This is a genomic window from Rhizorhabdus sp. P4_G6 (genome assembly GCF_056401045.1).
In genome coordinates this window covers 131329-149784 of sequence record NZ_JBFUKC010000009.1, presented here as the reverse complement: position 1 = coordinate 149784, position 18456 = coordinate 131329, and the positions used below count along the sequence as shown (strand labels likewise).

Genomic DNA, 18456 nt, shown 5'->3' with positions numbered 1-18456 from the left:
CGATAATGCAGCATAAGCCCCAGAAGATGTGAAACTCGCAGCCTCCGAGGTTCCAGAACCAGCGCCCCTTGGAGACTTTGAACGCCGCCAGTCCGGCACAGATCATGAAGATGCCACCCAACCACGCGGCGTAGAAGACGTAGATCCCCAGCACCAGCCCGAGCACCGCGAGCGTCTGGACGATCAGCGCAGTCCGCACGAAAAGCCATGCTGGCTTGAGCCCGGCGGCCTCGAAAAATGCGAAGACGGCATCCCTGACGGTAAACTGCCCGATAATGTGCGGAATGAAGAGGAGTCCGCAGAGAATGCGAAGCTGGACTATGGCGTCAGTGAGATCCGGAAAAACGATGGTGTTCACAATGCCCTCCCAGGAATGTCATCAAAAGCGGGATCACCGTAACTGAATAAAACCGATACTCTGAACCGTGGGAAGCTCTCCGGCGCGCAGCCCCAGGTTCGCAACATTGAGGCCTTGCCTGCTTCAAATGCCCGCATTGCCCTCGACCGGCATATTTGCGGCCGAGGGCAATGCGGAGCGATCAATCGACCTTCGCAGCGATGGCTTCCATCTCGACCACCCAGTTGGGATTGGCGAGCGCCGACACCACAACCCAGGTCGAGGTTGGCAGGTAACCTTCAGGCAGGTATTTCTTCCGGTGCGGCCCCACAAAGCGGATACCGGTCGCGTCGGTAGAGTAGACGTTGAGGTGAACGAGATTCTCCGGCCCCATGTTCGCTTCGGCAAGAATGGCCAGCACGTTCTTCCAGATTTCCTCGTGCTGCGCTTCAAAGCCCTCGGCCAGCGTTCCGTCGGGACGTATGCCCGCCTGTCCCGCGATCGACAGGATTCGGGCGCCGGCCGGGATTTCGACCGAGTGACTGTACGCTCCCACCGGATTGGCGATTGACTGGGGATTTCTCACTATAAACATCATGTTCTTCCTTTTAAATATTGATGCCGGGCGCGAGCCTTCTCACGTGGGGCGCGATCAGAAGTTGTAGCGCGCACCGAGCTGGAAGAAGCGAGGCGGCTTGTAGGAGACCGCGTTGCAACCGCACAAGGTCGCCAGGTCGAAGCCCACGATCCCCGGGTTCACGTTGGTCACGTTCTTGACACGGAAGTTCAGCTCCCAGTTGTCGTTCGACCATCCGATCCCGGCATTGACCATCACCGCCCTGCCGAACCTGTCTCCATCAAAATTGCGCAGGTTGTAGTAGAACGGATCGGTATAGCTCGCGTCGCTCTGCACCGAGAGCTTGCCGCCAAAGGCCTCCCATTCATATCTGACGAAGGCATTGCCCTGCAATGGCGGCGCATAGACCGGCTTGACATTGCGCACGATCGGACCTCCTGCCCGAAGCGGCACATCCTTCACCTTCGCATCGAAGTAGGATACGGAAAGACCGATATCGAGCCCCTTTACCGGCGATGTAGCGAGGCTGGCCTCGCCACCGTAGGTGATGTCGTCGGCATTGATGACCACGCCGCCAACACCGGCGAAGAGGAATGCCTGATAGTCTTTGTAATCATAGTAGTACACGGATGCATTGAAACGCGTTACCCGATCGGGGAACGTGTATTTGATGCCGCCCTCGTAATTGGTGAGAATTTCCGCCTTGTAGGGAATGAAACTTAGTGGCACCGGATAGGCGCCGCCCGGATTGGTGGCGTTRTAGCTGCCSGCCTTYACACCSCGRTTKACGCCTGCATAGATGAGCAGRTCCGGGTTGACCTGGAAGTCRAGCTGGACCTTGCCGGCCCAGAGCGTCTTGCCGGCCTTGTCGGCGTAAGGCATCGGTCCATTCGGGCCAAATACTGGGCCGATGATGGTCGGCGTATCGCTCTGGGCCTGCAGCGCGGTCTGGGCCGGCCAGATACCGTGGAAGAAGCTGTATTTCTTCTGCTCGCGGATGAGCCGCGCGCCCGTGATCAAGGTCAGCCGCGGGGTGATGTGCCAATCCAACTGGCCGAAGGCCGAGTAGGAATTGGTTATCAGGTTCGCGTCGACGCCCACATCGAACGGCGCCGGCCCCGTCGCAACACCACCGGGCGGGAACCTCAGCGCCGAGTTCGAACGGGTCGTGATGTGAAGATAGTAGAGACCGCCTGTCCAATCGACAAGATCGGTCTTCCCTGACAGGCGGACTTCCTGGCTGAACGTATAAGCGCTAACGCCATTATAACCGCCAACCAGGTTAGTCGGGCTGCCTTCAATATCCAGCAAGCTGAACTTGAAGAAATGCTTGTAGTCGGTCACCGACGCCAACTTTACGCTGTCGCTCAAGTCGAACTCGCCGTTGAGGTTGACGCCCCACGTCCGGATGTGGTTCCCCTTACGGAATGAAAAGTCTTGCGAGGTGAGTGGCCCTGAGCCGTCCGGATCCTTGTAGCCGAAGAAATCCCCGCCGGGGACCGCCCGGCCGAAGCTGTCGCCAAAGACGCCGTCGTTGTTGAGGTCCGACCCGAAATCCTGACCGTTCCCGCCGATCGAGGCGCGGGTCTCGGTGGGCGAGGCGTCGATCGTGTTGATCTGCTCTCCACCAGCGTTGAAAACTGCAATCGCAGGCTTCGACTGATAGGGGGACGTCGCCTGGATGGTCCTTGCCCCATTGATCGAGAGGAGCACCCGTACCCCGTCATTGGGTTCAAACAAGGTGGTCATACGCCCGGCCAGCGTATTGTCGTCGCCCAGATTGGCACCGGCACCGGGGCCCGGCGCGCCGCCGACGGCGGCGAGTGGGTAACGGTTGCGCACATATGGCTGTGCCTTGTTCCACATGACGGCGAAGCGCGTCGCCAACGTGCTGGTGATGGGCAGGTTGATCGCGGCTTCACCGTGGAACGCACCCGGCGATCCCGGGGAGTCGTAGATCCCGTAGTTCAGGTTGACGAAGCCCTCGACGGCGCCCAGCTTGGGCTTGCGCGTGATATAGCGGACCAGGCCACCGGTCGCATTGCGCCCGAACAGCGTGCCTTGCGGACCCTTGAGCACCTCGACGCGGTCGATGTCGAACAGGGCGAAAGTCTGACCCTGGCCGATCGCGATGTAACCGTCGTCCAGATAAACCGCGTTCGGCGCCTCGGTGATATCGCTGAAGTCGTTCTGTGTGACGCCGCGGATCGTGTACTGGCTGTTCTGGCCAGCGAGCGCGCCGCCGATGTGCACGCCAGGCGTAATCGCTGCGATCTGGGGAGAATCAGTCACGTTGAGCGCACGCAACTGCTCACCGGAAAAGGCCGTGATCGCGATGCCCACCTTCTGGATATTTTGCTCGCGGCGCTGCGCGGTAACAATGATGTCGCCCGACAATGCCGAGCCGCCCCCGTCGGCCTGATCTTGGGCCGCTTGACCCTGCGTGGGAGCAGCGGCTGGCGCGTCCTGCGCCAGTGCGGGACTGGCAAGCGCGCCAACCGCAACGGCGCAAAGTAAGGTCGACCGGATTCCAAGATCTTTCATCATTGTCATTCCCCTAAAATGATAATAGTGCGCGACTTTCCTGCAAGATTCTGATTTTTTATTTTGTGATCAAGAAAAATTACTTGCCCTAAACCCATCAGATCACCTCGCCGTCGGGCAACTGGATTTCGTTGACACCCTTGGCGAAGCTATGGCCGTTCCAATATTGCTGTCCGGCGACCAGAAGATCCTGCGCCGGAAACTTCGTCAGCAGACGCGGACCGTCCTTCGTGACGTGAATCTCCTCCTCGATCCGGGCCGCGGTCGATCCGTCTTCCGACGGCCAGTAGGTCTCGATCGCAAAGACCATCCCTTCTTCGATCGTGATCGGGTGTTCGATCGAGTGATAGCGGCTGATCAGCGGCTGCTCCCACAAGCCAACGCCGATGCCGTGCGCATATTGCAGCCCGAACGCCTCCTCCTCGTTCGCCATGCCGAATTCTTGGGCGGCGGGGAACTTCTTGGCGATATCGGCCGAAGATGCGCCGACCTTGATCTCCGCAATCGCTTCGTCGAGAATCTCGCGCGTCTTCTTGTATACGTCCCGCTGCTTCCGGGTCGCGCCGCCGATATTGATCGTGCGGTAATAGCAGGTGCGATAACCCATGTAGGAGTGAATGATGTCGAAATAGGCCATGTCACCCGGCCGCATGTAACGGTCCGAGAACACATGGGGATGCGGGGCGCAGCGTTCGCCCGAAATCGCGTTCACCGCCTCCACATTTTCCGAACCCATATTGTAGAGCACATGATTGACGACGGCGACGGCCTCGCTTTCCTTGACGCCTGGACGCAGGACGCGGAACAACTCGTCATAGGCGGAATCGACCAGGCACGCAGCGGTCTCCAGCAACGAGACTTCGTCGATCGACTTGATGACGCGGGCGCGTTGCATCAACCCTTCGGCATTGACGATAGTGACGCCTTCGGCCTCCAGCGCCCGGAGCACCGGAATTTCGACGACATCTATGCCCAGCGGCTCGTTGATGAGGCCAGCGTCGCGCAGCACATCCGCGATCCGCTTGGCGTTCGCCTTCTCGACGCCAACCTCTTCCATGATCGAGCCGCGCCAGCTTGATACCACTGGGCGCCAATTGTCCGGGGTGATCCAGGGATTATGCTTCTGATGCTGCTTGGCCGCCGAGCCGATATCCCACATGATCGGCTCGCGATCACGCATGATGAGCGCACAGCGAAAATATTTGTCGCGCGCCCAATTGCCGATATGGGCCGCGGTCGTATAGCGGATATTGTTCATGTCGAACAACAGCACGGCGCCCATGTTCGACGTCTTGAGCTGATCCTGAACGCGCCGGAACCGGTATTTGCGAAGCCGGTCGAAATCGACGCGATTTTCCCAATCGACGGCCATGATCGCGTTTTGCGAAGCGCCCCGCTTGAATTGCTCCGGCAGCATCTCCGGCGTGCAGTGTAGATGTTGGGGGTGGTTGCACATGTCGCTCTCCAATGGTCCAGTTAAACGGGCGCGTATTCGTCGGCGGAAGCCGTATCGAGAAGGGCGCGGGGCGGGTCCCCTTCAAGGGCGAGGCCGGTCCAGGCCGCACGCAGGATGGCGGCGATGTCGAGATCATATTTGGCGAAGAGATGTTCGCGGCTCCCCGATTCGGCGAACCTGTCCGCAATCCCGATCCGACGCAACGGAACCGCCAGCCCCGCCTCCGCCAGCGCTTCCGCAACCGCCGAACCCAGGCCGCCGATGATCGAATGATTTTCCGCCGTCAAAATCAGCCGGGATCCGCGCGCCGCCTTCAGAATGGTGTCGCTATCCAACGGCTTGATCGACGGCGAATTGACGATACCGACCGAAAGACCGTGCTGCTCGAGCGTCGATGCGGCAACGAGCGCAGCCGGGACCATCATACCCGACGCCACGATGGTAACGTCCGACCCCTCGCTCAGAATATGCGCCCGGCCGAATTCCAGCCGATGATCGTCACCGAAAATTCGCGGAATCTCCCCCCGTTTGAGGCGCAGGTAGACCGGCCCTTTGCGATCCGCCGCGATCGTGACCGCCTGGCGGATCTCGCTCGCGTCGGCCAAGTCGAGCACCGCCATGTTGGGCAACGCGCGCATCAGCGCCATATCTTCAATCGCCTGATGGCTGGGGCCGCCGGGGCTGGAAAGACCCGGCATGAAGCCCGCTATGACAACATTGAGGTTGGGATAGGCGACTGCCATGGCGAGTTGATCGAAGCAGCGTCGAGTGGCGAACACGCCGAATGTGTTGACGAAAACCGTGTGCCCCGCTCGCGCCAGCCCACCCGCGATACTCACCATATTTGCCTCGGCCATGCCGACATTGATGAATCGATCAGCCAGTTGGTCACGAAAAAGGTCGGTCTCGGTCTGCCTGGTCAGATCAGCTCCAAGACAGATGATTTCGCGGCGTTGTTCGGCAAGCGCGACAAGCGCCCTGCCATAGGGCTTGGTTTCGATCTGGTAGGGTGGCAAATGGGTGTTGCTCATTGGCTGTGCGTGCGATGACCCATGAAATGTCATGCCCAAACCCCCTTACGCTTATCCGCATTTCCGTCGCGGTGCCGACGACCCACATTGGGCTAACTTCGAAAAGGAGTAAGGGTTAAACGGTCGCTGCTGTTAGGATTGACGGCTTGATCGCTTGAACTGCCTCCCTCTGCTTGATGGTTTCCGGTACTGGCCGGTAGTCAGCGGCCCGGCTGGCGGCGCTCGCGGCCCGGAAATCGCGCGGCTGACCATGCTCGATGACCGCGCCCCACGGGATCAGAATGTTGATCCCTGAACAGGTTTGCCGGGTGAGCGCACTGCGCGGTAAGCCGAGGGCAGTGCAGTTCCCGGCGTGGCCCCAAGGCTCGACCCACGGGAAACGCCCGGCCTGCAGTTCGGCGATGATCTTGGCGGTGACCTCGGAATAGAAATCACCACGCTCTGGCATGCTACGCTGGCGGGAGCCTGCCCATCCATCCCTGTCACCTGGTCTTGCGCCCAATGAGCTGTGGTGCGCGGACTTCAAAGGCGAGTTCAAGCTCGGCAGCGGCAAATATTGCTACCCGCTCACCGTCACCGACCATGCCTCGCGCTTCCTGCTCACATGCGAGGCGCTGGAGTCCACACGCGAAATGCCGGTCATCGAAAGCTTCGAGAGGCTGTTCAAGGAGCGATGCCTTCCGGTTGCGATCCGTTCCGACAATGGCGTTCCCTTCGCGAGCCCCAATGACCTCTACAATCTATCCAGACTGTCCGTCTGGTGGCTGCCTGGGCATCAGCATCGAACGCATCAAACCGGGTCACCCGCAACAAAACCGCCGGCACGAATGCATGCATCGCACGCTCAAGGCCGAGGCGACCCGCCCAGCGCGCATGAACTTCCTGCAGCAGCAGGACCGATTCGACAGTTTCGTCAAAGAGTTCAACCAAGAGCGCCCCACGAGGCGCTCGACATGAAATATCCCGCCGAACTCTATACGCCGTCCTCCAGACCCTATCAGGGCCTGCTGCAGGTCGAGTACCCCTTCCACGACCGCGACGTGCTCGTCACCGCCTGCGGGCGAATCTGCATGCATCGAAAACGCGTCAACATCTCGACCGTCCTCGCCGGCCARAAGCTCGGCATCAAGGAAGTCGACGAYGGCATYTGGCTCGTCWSMTTCCYSSRYTATGATCTCGGATATATCGACTTSGAACAGAARWCMYTGCAAACMATCGACAACCCGTTCGGCACGAGGTTGTYACCCATGTCTTAGGTACAACCTGTCAGCCATGTTTCCAGTATGTACAATGGCAAAATGGCGGAGCGGGAGGGATTCGAAAGATGGTCCATTACTGGCCAAATTTAACCAAATCCTCTACTTTATCGCCCTTCGGTGCCCCCATGGGTGTCCCCAAAAAAGTGAGATTGGGTGACACAGGTTGGGGGCGGAGACTTCGGTAGCGAGCGCCCGAATTCCACCTATGGAAAGCAGAAGAACACTCCCATCGGGCACCCAAGAGGCTGATTTTGCCTGCAAATCGGCAGCAGGAAATCACCTGAACCATCAATAGCACCAACACGTCGTCTGGAAAAGGCCGGATCTCCGTGGACGTCGGTTCAGAAGTGCCCGTGCGGATGCGGGAAGGCATGGCTCATCGTCACCAAACAGCCGGTTTTTCTCAAAGCGCTGATCAAGCGACATTATGCTAGAGCGTCGGACCTGAAATCTGAATCGCCGGGGATTCCCTTGGCGAGAGATTTGTGATTCACCCTATTTGGAGGTGGATCATGGGCAAGAGCAGTTCGGTTGATCTTCGGGTTCGGATTATCGGCGAGATTGAGCGCGGCCAATCGTGCCGTGCTGCGGCACGGCGGTTCGGAGTAAGTGCGGCGACTGCGGTTCGGCTGGCGCAGCGCAAGGCGCATACGGGGTCACTGGCTCCAGCCCGGCAGGGTCGCCCGGCGGGGAACGGCCTGCTTGCGGCCCATGTCGAGGTGCTTGTGGGCTGGGTGGAAGCCGATGGCGACATCACCATGCCGGAACTGGCAGCGCGGCTTTTGGCCGAGCGCGGGGTGAAGGCGCACCCGGCCTCGCTGTCACGGCTGCTGATCCGGCACGGTTTTACCGTCAAAAAAAACGCTGCTGGCGAGCGAAACCGATCGCGCTGACATCGTCCGAAGGCGGCGAATATGGACAGTGCACCGCCAGCCGTGGATGAAAAAACGCCCGGAACGGCTGGTGTTCATCGACGAAACCGGCACAACCACCAAGATGACCCGGCTCAGGGGCCGCGCTCGTCGGGGCCAGCGGCTCAAGATGAAGGCGCCCTTCGGCCACTGGGGTACCCAGACCTTCATTGCTGCCTTGCGCCATGACGGACTGACCGCGCCTTGGGTGATCGACCGACCGATGAACCGTCACATCTTCGAGGCTTATGTCGAGACCCAACTCGCTCCGACGCTCAAGCCCGGTGACATGGTAATTCTCGACAACCTCTCCAGCCACAAGAGCCAGAAGGCTGCCGCGGTCCTCAAGGAGCGCGGCGCCTGGTTCCTCTACCTGCCGCCCTACAGTCCCGATCTCAATCCCATCGAGATGGCCTTCGCCAAGCTCAAAGCGCTTCTGCGAACGGCCAAAGCCAGAACCATTGATGCCCTGTGGCAGGCCGTCGGCTCAATCTGCGATCTCTACTCGCCCGATGAATGCCGGAACTACCTCAAGCACGCCGGATATGTTGCAGATTAATGGCTCGACGCTCTAGTGGTATTTGACTCGGATCACTTCAGCGGGAGGAAGAGTTCCGCGACAACTTCATCCTCGGGCACCTCGGGATCGGCCGTCCCACGGGGCGTTCATCTTGGCGCGCCGGATGGCATGATCCGCGGGCTCGGCCATTATGGGTCGGTCCTATCTCCAGCCGCAGAACCACATCTTGATGGCTTTAGGTAAATCCGTTCGCCCCGAGCCAAGCCGAGGCGCGTGGGAGAGATTTCGCCGCCGAACTTGGGGCCTCGGAATCGTTCAGCCATTTGGCTGGGGGCGCTGGACGCACAGCGCGAGCAGCAGGCAGACCAGCACAGCGGCGGATGTGAACCAGAAGGGCGCTGAAAGGCCGAAGCTATCGGCCAGCTGGCCTGCGAGCACCGGTCCGATGACGCCGCCAACCACTTCGCCCGCACCGATCGTCAGCGCAATGGTGGCGGCCACCTTGTCAGGCGATATCGATTCCCCCGGCACGACCACCGCGTAGATGGGCAGGCATCCTACGCTCGTCCATCCAATGAACAACAGGACGGCGAGAACCAGCGGAGAGCCCGTCCAGAACAGAGCGGCTAGCGGAACGAGGAGCGCCAAGGACATTCCCAGCACCAGCGCAGCCCTCCGCCCCACCCGGTCCGACAGCATGGGAAGGCCAAGGCCGCCCACGCAGCCCGCAACGCCAAGAACGCTCAGCATATATCCCGCTTCGGTCGGGGTATAGCCACGCATCTGCACCAGATAAAGCGGCAGAAAGGTGGTGTGGATCACAAGCCACAGCATGAAACATGCGGACATGCCGATGCTGAGCCAGACATTGCGCGGTGCCGCCGCGCGGTGCTGTTTGTTTGAATCGGTTTCTCCGGTTGCAAGCGCCGCGGCAGGAGGTGCGTTACTTTCCGCAAGCGTGCATCCCACGGCAAGAGCCAGAATCAGGAACGGCAGGGCCGATGCAAGATAGGCGGCATGCCAGCCCCATTGGCCGGCCAGCCGTGTGAAGATGATCGGCCCCAACATCTGGCTGACCAAAAACATCAGCAGCGTTTGAATGCCGATATTGAGACCGATGCGGTGTGGCGAGGACTGTGATGAAACGATTGATTGGGCGACGGGCGACATGCCGCCCAACGCCCCCCCCATGACCAGCCGCAAGATCATGAGCATCAAATAGCTCTGCACCAGGAGCGACCCGAGGGAGCAGACGGCGGATACGATCAACATCGGAACCAGGAGGCGCTTGCGCCTGCCAGTCGCGTCGGACAGCCTGCCGAAACAGTAGCCGGACAGCGCAACCGTTAGCGCTTGTATGGAATAAAGTGCTCCCAGTTCAGTGTTGCTGAGGCCGAAAGCCTTGATGAGATAAGGCCCGACATAGCCAGTAGACAAACGGTCGAAGGCAAGAAATGAAATGATCAGGCTGGTCACGAGGACCATGCGGTTTTCGTAGCTCCAGAGGGCTGGCCGGCCTTTACCTGTTTCTATCGCGCCCGCCAGCGCCTCGCCCGCTCCCGCCATCGTCTTTCCTCATCTTTTTGTCGGACCCTATTCGGCTCCGATTTTGAATAGATCGAATTGTTCAGCCGACGGCTTCCTGGAGGAGAGGGTAATCGACATAGCCGTTTTCTTCCCCCTCATAGATGCTTTCCGGATCGGGCTGAGCCAGGGGCGCTCCTTCAGCAAAGCGCCGGGGCAGATCGGGGTTGGCGATGAACGGGACGCCGAAGGCTACAAGATCGGCTCCTCCGCCGCTGATGGCGCGCTCCGCCGATGCCTGGTCATAGCCTCCGTTGGCGATCAACGTGCCTTCGAATTTTTTTCGAAGTAGCGGGGTGATACGCTCCGCGTGCGGAACTTCGGCGGGCCCCGCTATGGGCTCAATGACATGGAGATAGCCGATTTTCCCTGATAGTGCGCCGGCCAGGTAGCCGAAGGTGGCCGCCCGATCGGAGTCCGACATGGAATACATGGAGAAGGCCGGCGATACGCGATAGCCGACCTTCTCCACCCCCCACTCAGCGACCACCGCTTCCGCGACCTCCAGCGGCAGACGCGCCCGATTTTCGACACTGCCGCCGTACCGATCGGCCCGCTGGTTCGAGCCATCGCGCAGGAACTGGTCGAGCAAATAGCCATTGGCCCCGTGGATTTCCACGCCGTCGAAGCCCGCTTCCCGCGCCCGGCCGGCGGCTTGCGCGTACTGATCGACAATGCCCTGCATCTCGGTGGTTTCCAGCGCGCGGGGCACGGGGATCGGCTTGAGTCCTTCCGCGGTGAAAGCATCACCTTCGACTGGAAGGGCGGAAGGCGCGATAGGCAGACCGCCATCCTGGAAATCAGGGTGGGATGCTCGGCCCACATGCCATAGCTGCAGAACGATACGCCCCCCGGCGGCATGAACCGCTTCGGTCACCGCGATCCACCGCTTCACCTGCGCGTCCGTATGAATGCCCGGTGTGCGGATTGAACCCCGCGCCTGATAGCTTATCTGACTTCCTTCAGTGATAATGAGTCCGGCAGAAGCGCGTTGGGTGTAATAGGTTCCGGCAGCATCATGCGGCAAGCCGTCGCCGACAGCCCGCGCCCGGGTCATCGGAGCCATCACTATGCGGTTTGGCAGTTCCAGATTTCCGAGCTGATAAGGCGACAATAGCTGCTGCAAGCGCTTTCTCCATTGGTAAGTGGCCGCAATGTTCCGCATATTTCTCGCCGGAGGACCTATCCCGAGAGATAGGAGGAGCCTCAATCGATAGGCGACCCGAGGGCGAGGCCACCATCGTTGAAGATTTCCGCGCCCGTCATGAAGCTGGAGGCCGGCGAGCCGAGGAAAAGCGCCAGTCCCTTCATTTCCTCCACATTTCCCAGCCGTCCCAGCGGAATCATGGATGCCATCTTCTTCTGCACCCCCGGGTCGCGAACGAAACCTCCTCCGATGTTGGTTACGAAGGGCCCCGGCGCGATGGCGTTTACAAGGATGTTGTAGCGCGCGAGTTCCAGAGCCGCATTGCGCATGAAATGAGCGGCACCCGCCTTTGCCGCGGAATAGGCGATACCGATGGGAAAGGCCCGGACCGAGGACACCGACGTCGTGATGATGATCCGTCCCTGCCGGCGCGGCTTCATGTGGCGGACCACCGCACGGACCGTCGTGAACATGCCGTTCAGGCTGATGTCGATCACCCGGTCCCAGTGGGCATCATCATAATTCTCCAGCGCCCCTTCCACACTTCTTTCGCCGTCGGGGCTAAGCACCGAACTGCCCGGATCGATTCCAGCGTTCGCGAACAGGACGTCGATCTGTCCATATAGCTCGGCGCACTGGTCCACAGCCGCATTCACCGCCGCCCGATCGGTCACGTCCACCTGCACGGCGCGAACTTCCTGCCCCAATGCCCCCAGCCGCGCCGCTTCTTCTTCGGCCAAGGAGCCGTTCTGGTCGAAAATGCTTACGCGCGCGCCGTGCTTGGCAAAGACTTCGACGATGGCGAGGCCGATGCCGCTCGCTCCCCCCGTGACTATGACCACCTGCCCCGTCACATCGAACATGTCACTCAGCTTCATACGGCGTCGCTCCTCACCCATTCCCGCGATGATAACCATGGAGGCAAGCAAACCACCTACCTATCCGGCCGGTGCGCGAAGATAGGTAGGTAAGTTTTACCCGCATGAATGAAATCATGGTGGCTGGGAGGAGCGACCATGAAGGACCTTTCTGGGAAGACCGCTTTCGTCACGGGCGGCGCCAGCGGCATCGGGCTCGGCATGGCCCGGGCCTTGGCAGAGGCGGGAGCGAAGGTGGCGATTGCCGATGTGTGGGAAGATCACATTGCAAGCGCGATCCGGCAGCTTTCCGGTGATGGCGAGTTTCATTTCATCCGCCTCGACGTTACCGACCGGCAGGGCTTTGCTGCGGCGGCTGACGAGGCGGAGGCAAGGCTGGGACCAGTTTCGATCCTGTGCAACAATGCTGGCGTCGGCGTTCTGGGCGGGGCGAAAACCAGCCGCTTTGCGGACTGGGACTGGACGCTCTCCGTGAATATCGGCGGCGTGGTGAACGGCATCCAGACCTTCCTGCCGCGGATGCTGGCGCGGGAGGAGGGCCATATCGTGAATACCTCGTCCATCGGCGCGATGGTACCGATGGGCGGAGGTGCTGCCTATATCACCTCGAAAGCGGCTATCGTCGGCTTATCCGAAGCTCTCTATTCAGAACTCTACGAAGACGGGATCGGCGTGACCGTCCTGATGCCCGGCCCCACGGCCACGAATATCCATGAGGTGGCCAAGCTGCGGCCGGCTCAATATTCCGACACCGGACTGAAGGAGATCGAGGACCGACTGGCTCAGGCCCCTCTTTTCGCGGGCGGGCTTGCTCCGCTCGAAAGCGGGAGGTTGGTTGTGCAAGCGATTCGCGCCAACCAGCTGTATCTGTTCACCCACGGCGAGTTTCGCGCAGGTGTCGAACAGCGACTGGCCGCCATCATGACCGGGTTTCCTTTGGGAGCGGAGGATTTGGAGACGGCGGAGTCCTATGGCGTTCCGACCCACAACCCATTGTTCGCAGACATGGTCGCCGCCCATAAAGCGCGGAAACAATAAGAGAGGAGAGACAGGAACATGAAGCAGCTGGAAGGCAAGGTCGCTTTCATCACGGGCGGGGCGAGTGGCATCGGATTCGCCATGGCCCGGACGTTCCTGGGCGCGGGTATGAAGGTCGTCGTCGCCGACTATTCTCGTGCCAATCTGGATGACGCGGCGGATCAACTTTCCGGCGACAACCGGGAATATAGGATGATCCAGCTCGATGTGCGGGATCGCGCCGCCTTTGCGGCGGCCGCCGACGAGGCCGAGGCGCGCTTTGGCAAGATTCACCTGCTCTGCAACAATGCCGGCATCGGCATGGCCGAGTTGATGAGCCGCGCGGGATATGACGACTGGGACCTGATGATGGACATCAACCTGGGCGGCGTGATCAACGGCATCGTGACCATGGTGCCCCGCATTCGCCGGCATGGCGAAGGAGGCCATATCGTCAACACCTCATCCATGGCCGGCATCCTGCCGCTGCCGGATGCCGGCGGGATCTACACCACGAGCAAGTTCGCGGTCCGCGGCCTTTCGGATTCGCTGCGGCTCTCGCTGGTGCCGGACAGGATTGGGGTTTCCTGCCTGTTCCCAGGTCTTACCAAGAGCAGAATCCTCGACGGGGCGAAGCAGAAGGTGGCCGAAGGCGGCGACGAGATCGACGAAGTCAGCGCGAGCTTCGCGGTCGCACAGCAATATGGCATGGATCCGATGGATCTGGGGCGCGCAGTGCTGGACGCGGTACGCGAAAACCGACCCTACATCATCGGCCACCCCGAGTTCGTCGAAGAGATGGAGGAACTGCATCGGGAGCTGATGGCGTGCATCCGCCACGACCTGCCCGTCGATCCCGGACGCCTGGAAATGGAGGCCGGGCGGCGCGATACGGTGCGGCGGCTCAAGGGCCAGATGGGTTCCTGGTGAAGCGAAGGATGCGGCGGGAGAGTCTTTTTCCGCCGCCCGACCCTTTCCCACCCTCGCCGGCAGTCAGCGTATGAGGCCCAGACGACGCGCACGCGCCACTGCCTGCTTGCGGTTGCGGATACCGACCTTGTCGAAAACCTGCTGAAGATACCATTTCACCGTGCCTTCGGTGAGGCCGAGCTTTTCCCCGATCTGCCGGTTAAGCATTCCGTTGCTTGCAAGGGTCAAGATTTCGATCTCACGACCGCTCATTTTCCCGCAAATCGCGACGCCATCCTCGTCCTCATCGTCCTGTTCCGCTTCCTCCATCAGCCCCAGATCGGCTGCCAACAACTGAAGGAAACGCTCGGAACATTCTTCTTTTTGCCGTTCGGTCTGACTCATCTGTCGCAGCAGACCGGCAATTGGTTCCCCCTCGTCCAGGAAACGCCGAACGAAGCGGCCGGGCGCGGCATTTGCGATCGCCTGTGTTAGCGCGCGCTGTGCCGCGAGGCGCTCGCCCGACATCAGCAGCAATTCGGCGACAAGCACGTCCCATTCCACCGCCGCGTGGGTCGCCTGGGCAGCAGACACGAAGGACCGCCATTGCCGCGCCAGCGCCAGCGCGTCGCCGAACTGGTCATCCGCCGCAAGCAACCGGCAGGTGGCGAGCGCAACACTTGCATCCAGGGTGGTGTATCTGAACTGGCCTCGCGAGAGGTTGGCGGCGCGGTGATTGCGGAGTCCGCGGCTTCGCGCAAAGCGATGAGCATCGTCGGGCCGGCCAAGGCGCAGCAAAAGGCGGAGCTGCTGCACATTGGCACCTATCCGAAGACGGTCCAGATCATGCCGGGCGCCGAATTCGGCCGCTTCCTGCAAGGTACCCAGCGCCGCATCGATCTCCCCCCTCAACGTCTCCAACCGCGACTTGGTGGTCCAGCCAAGCAGCAGCTGGTCGACGAAGCCGGCCGAGGTGGCCATGGGCATATAGTGGTCGATCAGGGCTTCCGCCTTGCTGACATCGTTGCGTTCGTAATGGAGATAAGCAAGGGCAGGAGCGACGACCGCGCCAAGGGGATCGTTGCGGCCGGCAATGCGCTGCGCCACTTCAAGCGCGGACTGGAGCAAGGCTTCCGCATGATCCGTCCGACCCATCATGATGTAGGAAGGGCCGGATATGGCGGCGATGAAGAGTTCGCCATGCTGGCTGCCGGTTCGCTTGACCTGTTGACGCGCCGCCGTATCGAACCAGTCTATCTTGGACAGCTTATATTGTTCCCTCTGCGCATACTGCAGCGAGTTGTAGAAACTCCCCATCAAATAGGGGTTTGAGTCGAGATCATGATCCCTGGCGGTGGCCTGCATGCACAACCTTTCGAGCGTTTCAAGCTCATAAGCCGCATGGGCGATCTGGCTTTCCCGGTGAACCACGAGCATCTTCAACCAATCGAGGAGAGTCAGGGGGGACGTCGCCTGCTCCATTTCCTGCAGGCGGGTTTGCGAAACGGCCACCAGGCTTCGCGCCTCGGCGATCCGCCATTGCGCGATCAGCCTCCAGGCGACGATCAGCATCAGACGAGGGTAGAGCCCCAATATGTGCGGGGGCAGATGCTCCGCCATGGCCTGCACGGTGGACTGAAAGCCGGCGGCGAACATGGATTCGCAATGCGCGTCGAGAATTTCCGCCGCGTAGATCGGGTCTTGCCCCTTCAGCGCATAGTCAAACGCCTCGACATGCAGACCAGCACCCGTCAGCCATTCCGCGGCACGGCGATATAGCCCGGCGGTGGCCCCCGGCATCTGGTCCTGCAACTGGCGGCGGAGGAAGCCGGCAAAAAGGTGGTGAAATCTGTACCAGCCGCGCGTCTGGTCCAGCGCCTGCAGGAACAAGCCGGCGGCTTCGCACCGGTCGATCATTTCCCGACTGCCTTCAATCGCCAGCACGGCGTCCGACATGGCGGGACAGAAACGATCAAGCACCGAGGTTCGCATGAGAAAATCGCGCAGATCTTCGGGCTGGCGCGAAAAGACGTCCTCGACGAAGAAATCCGCGATTTGGCGGCGTTCTCCGCTGAAGCTTTCCAGGATTTTCTGGTTCTCCGGCTCGAGGCTGAGTGCGATGCCGAGCAGCTTGATGCCGACGATCCAGCCTTCCGAGCGGTCCTGCAGCAGACGCACCTGACCAGGGTCGAGATGGGCAAGGCCCTTGCTGGCAAGGAAGGACTGCGTTTCCGCTTCAAGGAAGCGAAGATCCTCCGCCCTCAATTCCACCAGGTCATGCTGCGCCCGCAAACGACCCAGCGCGATTCCTGCATCCTCGCGCGTGGAAAGCACGAGCTTTACTTCCGGCGGCGCGTCGCTGATGAGCATTTCCAGGCATGCCATGGCATCGGCATCTTTCAGCCGCTGCACATCATCCAGGAAGATGTAGCAGGACCTGCCCCCGTCGATGAAGCGGTCGCACAGCTGCTGGATAATAGCCTGCCAGCCATAATATTTTTGAACATTGTCAGGGTTCGCGGCGTCCGGCTCCGGCCGATGGTGTTCATCAAAGGCGAGAGCCAGATGTTGCGCGAAAGACATCGAATCACGATCCCGCGCATCGAGACTGAGCCAGCCGATGATGGCGCCTTGTTCCGCGCACCGCCGGGCCCATTGCTGGAGCAGGCTGGTCTTGCCGTAACCCGCAGGCGCCTGAACGAAAAACAATCGGGCCGAACCCTGCCTTTCCAGAAGCGACAGCAGCCGCGGCCGATCGATCAACGCCTGCGTGGGCAACCGCATCCTCGCGCGGCTATAATGCGAAACTCGCCCAGTATCCGACTTGGCGGCCATCGTTCAGCTCCGACTCCCTTGCCGCGTCTTGTGCGCGACTCTCCCGCTACGCCTTTTCGTTCCCCGGCAAAACGAAAAGCGTGCAACCGTCAATGTAGCCATCCGCTCCCTACCTACCCCTATCTCAGGGATAGGTCGCTCTACCCCGCAACCCCTTTACGTCAGAAGCAGGAGCTTCGGGTGCCGAAGCCTCAAAGGAAATGATCCCACCGTAAAGGGCAAAAGATGAATACAGATGCAATGAGAGGGCTGAGCAGCGACAGACTGCGACATCTGAAGGAAACGATAGAGGGCGACATCGCCCAGGGTCGCTATCTGGGCGCGACCATCATCGTTGCGCGGCATGGCGAGATCGGCCTTCATGAAGCCCTCGGCACCCGGCGCAGCGATGATACAAGGTCGGTGGAAAAGGATTCCGTTTTCAGCCTCTTTTCGCTGACCAAGGGCCTGACCAACATCCTGATCCTGCGGGCCGTTGAGCTAGGACGGCTTGCGCTCACTACCAAGATTTCAGACGTCATTCCGGAATTTTCCGGCAAGCCGCGCGAAAACATCCGTCTGGAACATTTGCTGACGCACCGCACCGGCCTGCCCTCCTTTTTCACGCCGCGACCCGGAATGCCCGTCGACAGGCTGGACGTGATCGTTCAGGCCATCTGCGAGCATGTTCACGGCGAGGACGAACCGGGAGGGAAAGTCGCCTACTCCCCCATGGCCGCGCATGCCCTGATGGGCGAGATGCTGCGGCGGATCGATCCGAAGGGCCGCCGGTTCCGCGACATTGTCGCTGAGGATCTGCTGCAGCCCCTTGCCATGCACAGCACCGCTGTTGGCGTCCGGCCGGACCTCAAGAACCGGCATATCGTGCCCGAACTTCCTGCGAGTTTCCCCGCTACCCACCCCAGCAGCAATGTCGAAGGCCCGCATGCCGCGTTCGAGGATCCGGAGGCGGAAATGCCGTGGGTGGGCGTTGTCTCCACCGCGCACGACATCTGGCGGTTCGCCGAGATGCTGCGACGGGGAGGCGAGCTGGACGGGGCACGAATCATATCGCCGCGCACGGTGAACCTTGCCACCCGCAATATGACGGCAGACCTTCCCAACGAGATTTACAAGACCATGGCGCTCGGCCGTGGTTGGCTGCCCTATCCGGCCTATATCGGTCTAGGCTTCTCGTTGCGGGGCGAACAGATCTGCCACCACCAATTCGGTACACTCGCCACACGCGGATCCTTCGGCAATCACGGCGCGGGCAGCACATTGTTCTGGGTGGACCCGGAGCTCGACATGAGCTTCGTATGCTTGACCACAAAGCTTTTACCGGAAGCAGACAATATCGAACGTTTTCAGCGTCTGTCGGACATCGCCATCTCCGCCGCCGAGTAGCGGCCAGGCAGAGGTTAGACCCAAACACCCCGGTCGCGGCCGGGGCGTGTTTCTGCGAAGAACGT

Annotated in this window: 15 protein-coding genes and 1 pseudogene; 6 read left to right on the top strand and 10 right to left on the bottom strand. The window is 60.7% G+C overall.

The features are described 5' to 3' along the window. The 6 genes from AC1DPF_RS11680 to AC1DPF_RS11655 form a co-directional block, all read right to left on the bottom strand. Positions 1 to 358, bottom strand: a 358-nt coding sequence (locus AC1DPF_RS11680) for a DoxX family protein (RefSeq protein WP_477961481.1), incomplete at its 3' end; no start/stop codon positions are given. Positions 359 to 539: 181 nt separating this feature from the next. After that, complete coding sequence (locus AC1DPF_RS11675; protein WP_477961479.1) at positions 540 to 935, bottom strand: RidA family protein; 396 nt, start codon at positions 933 to 935, stop codon at positions 540 to 542. A gap of 54 nt (positions 936 to 989) precedes the next feature. Beyond that, entirely contained in the window at positions 990 to 3461 is a 2472-nt protein-coding gene (locus AC1DPF_RS11670) for a TonB-dependent receptor (RefSeq protein ID WP_477961477.1), read from the bottom strand. Positions 3462 to 3555: 94 nt separating this feature from the next. Then, on the bottom strand, positions 3556 to 4914 hold the full coding sequence (locus tag AC1DPF_RS11665; RefSeq protein ID WP_477873073.1) for a M24 family metallopeptidase: 1359 nt from the start codon (positions 4912 to 4914) through the stop codon (positions 3556 to 3558). Between the two features lie 20 nt (positions 4915 to 4934). Further along, positions 4935 to 5945 carry a transketolase family protein gene (locus AC1DPF_RS11660; RefSeq protein ID WP_477961475.1) on the bottom strand — a complete coding sequence of 337 codons (1011 nt, stop codon included), beginning with the start codon at positions 5943 to 5945 and terminating at the stop codon, positions 4935 to 4937. A 115-nt stretch (positions 5946 to 6060) separates the two neighbouring features. Continuing rightward, a complete protein-coding gene (locus tag AC1DPF_RS11655) occupies positions 6061 to 6393 on the bottom strand; it encodes an ArdC-like ssDNA-binding domain-containing protein (protein WP_477873069.1) in 333 nt (110 codons plus the stop codon). Here AC1DPF_RS11655 and AC1DPF_RS11650 point away from each other — a divergent pair. The 3 genes and pseudogenes from AC1DPF_RS11650 to AC1DPF_RS11640 all read left to right on the top strand — a co-directional run. After that, a pseudogene (locus AC1DPF_RS11650) lies at positions 6392 to 6658 on the top strand (DDE-type integrase/transposase/recombinase); the annotation flags it as partial. The gene AC1DPF_RS11655 and the pseudogene AC1DPF_RS11650 overlap by 2 nt on opposite strands. A gap of 13 nt (positions 6659 to 6671) precedes the next feature. After that, on the top strand, positions 6672 to 6902 hold the full coding sequence (locus tag AC1DPF_RS11645; RefSeq protein ID WP_477961470.1) for an integrase core domain-containing protein: 231 nt from the start codon (positions 6672 to 6674) through the stop codon (positions 6900 to 6902). 814 nt (positions 6903 to 7716) lie between these two features. Next, positions 7717 to 8674, top strand: a protein-coding gene (locus tag AC1DPF_RS11640; RefSeq protein ID WP_477961468.1) for an IS630 family transposase whose coding sequence is annotated in 2 segments (ribosomal slippage) — positions 7717 to 8049 and positions 8051 to 8674 — 957 coding nt in all. Because the reading frame shifts where the segments join, the coding sequence is not laid out codon by codon here. Between the two features lie 276 nt (positions 8675 to 8950). Here the strand turns inward: AC1DPF_RS11640 and AC1DPF_RS11635 are convergent. From AC1DPF_RS11635 to AC1DPF_RS11625, 3 genes are all read right to left on the bottom strand, one after another. Beyond that, a complete protein-coding gene (locus AC1DPF_RS11635) occupies positions 8951 to 10201 on the bottom strand; it encodes an MFS transporter (RefSeq protein ID WP_477961466.1) in 1251 nt (416 codons plus the stop codon). Positions 10202 to 10262: 61 nt separating this feature from the next. Beyond that, on the bottom strand, positions 10263 to 11345 hold the full coding sequence (locus tag AC1DPF_RS11630) for an alkene reductase (protein ID WP_477961464.1): 1083 nt from the start codon (positions 11343 to 11345) through the stop codon (positions 10263 to 10265). Positions 11346 to 11425: 80 nt separating this feature from the next. Continuing rightward, a complete protein-coding gene (locus tag AC1DPF_RS11625) occupies positions 11426 to 12244 on the bottom strand; it encodes an SDR family NAD(P)-dependent oxidoreductase (protein ID WP_477961462.1) in 819 nt (272 codons plus the stop codon). 108 nt (positions 12245 to 12352) lie between these two features. On the opposite strand from AC1DPF_RS11625, the gene AC1DPF_RS11620 reads away from it, so the two are divergent. Both AC1DPF_RS11620 and AC1DPF_RS11615 read left to right on the top strand, forming a co-directional pair. Then, on the top strand, positions 12353 to 13282 hold the full coding sequence (locus tag AC1DPF_RS11620; RefSeq protein WP_477961460.1) for an SDR family NAD(P)-dependent oxidoreductase: 930 nt from the start codon (positions 12353 to 12355) through the stop codon (positions 13280 to 13282). An 18-nt stretch (positions 13283 to 13300) separates the two neighbouring features. Beyond that, positions 13301 to 14191, top strand: a complete 891-nt coding sequence (locus AC1DPF_RS11615; protein ID WP_477961458.1) for an SDR family oxidoreductase — start codon at positions 13301 to 13303, stop codon at positions 14189 to 14191. 63 nt (positions 14192 to 14254) lie between these two features. On the opposite strand, the gene AC1DPF_RS11610 is transcribed toward AC1DPF_RS11615, so the two are convergent. Further along, positions 14255 to 17005, bottom strand: coding sequence for a winged helix-turn-helix domain-containing protein (locus AC1DPF_RS11610; protein ID WP_477961455.1), 2751 nt, complete (start codon positions 17003 to 17005; stop codon positions 14255 to 14257). Between the two features lie 225 nt (positions 17006 to 17230). Here AC1DPF_RS11610 and AC1DPF_RS11605 point away from each other — a divergent pair, with 225 nt between their 5' ends. Continuing rightward, positions 17231 to 18391: a serine hydrolase domain-containing protein gene (locus AC1DPF_RS11605; RefSeq protein WP_477961453.1), complete on the top strand. Its 1161-nt coding sequence runs from the start codon at positions 17231 to 17233 to the stop codon at positions 18389 to 18391. Positions 18392 to 18456: the final 65 nt, after the last annotated feature.

Excerpts from the sequence above, each read along its gene's own strand:
- AC1DPF_RS11655 (WP_477873069.1), bottom strand. The coding sequence starts at position 6,393 with ATGCCAGAGCGTGGTGATTTCTATTCCGAGGTCACCGCCAAGATCATC.
- AC1DPF_RS11625 (WP_477961462.1), bottom strand. The coding sequence starts at position 12,244 with ATGAAGCTGAGTGACATGTTCGATGTGACGGGGCAGGTGGTCATAGTC.
- AC1DPF_RS11610 (WP_477961455.1), bottom strand. The coding sequence starts at position 17,005 with ATGGCCGCCAAGTCGGATACTGGGCGAGTTTCGCATTATAGCCGCGCG.
- AC1DPF_RS11635 (WP_477961466.1), bottom strand. The coding sequence starts at position 10,201 with ATGGCGGGAGCGGGCGAGGCGCTGGCGGGCGCGATAGAAACAGGTAAA.
- AC1DPF_RS11620 (WP_477961460.1), top strand. The coding sequence starts at position 12,353 with ATGAAATCATGGTGGCTGGGAGGAGCGACCATGAAGGACCTTTCTGGG.
- AC1DPF_RS11660 (WP_477961475.1), bottom strand. The coding sequence starts at position 5,945 with ATGAGCAACACCCATTTGCCACCCTACCAGATCGAAACCAAGCCCTAT.
- AC1DPF_RS11645 (WP_477961470.1), top strand. The coding sequence starts at position 6,672 with ATGACCTCTACAATCTATCCAGACTGTCCGTCTGGTGGCTGCCTGGGC.
- AC1DPF_RS11605 (WP_477961453.1), top strand. The coding sequence starts at position 17,231 with ATGAATACAGATGCAATGAGAGGGCTGAGCAGCGACAGACTGCGACAT.
- AC1DPF_RS11615 (WP_477961458.1), top strand. The coding sequence starts at position 13,301 with ATGAAGCAGCTGGAAGGCAAGGTCGCTTTCATCACGGGCGGGGCGAGT.
- AC1DPF_RS11665 (WP_477873073.1), bottom strand. The coding sequence starts at position 4,914 with ATGTGCAACCACCCCCAACATCTACACTGCACGCCGGAGATGCTGCCG.
- AC1DPF_RS11675 (WP_477961479.1), bottom strand. The coding sequence starts at position 935 with ATGATGTTTATAGTGAGAAATCCCCAGTCAATCGCCAATCCGGTGGGA.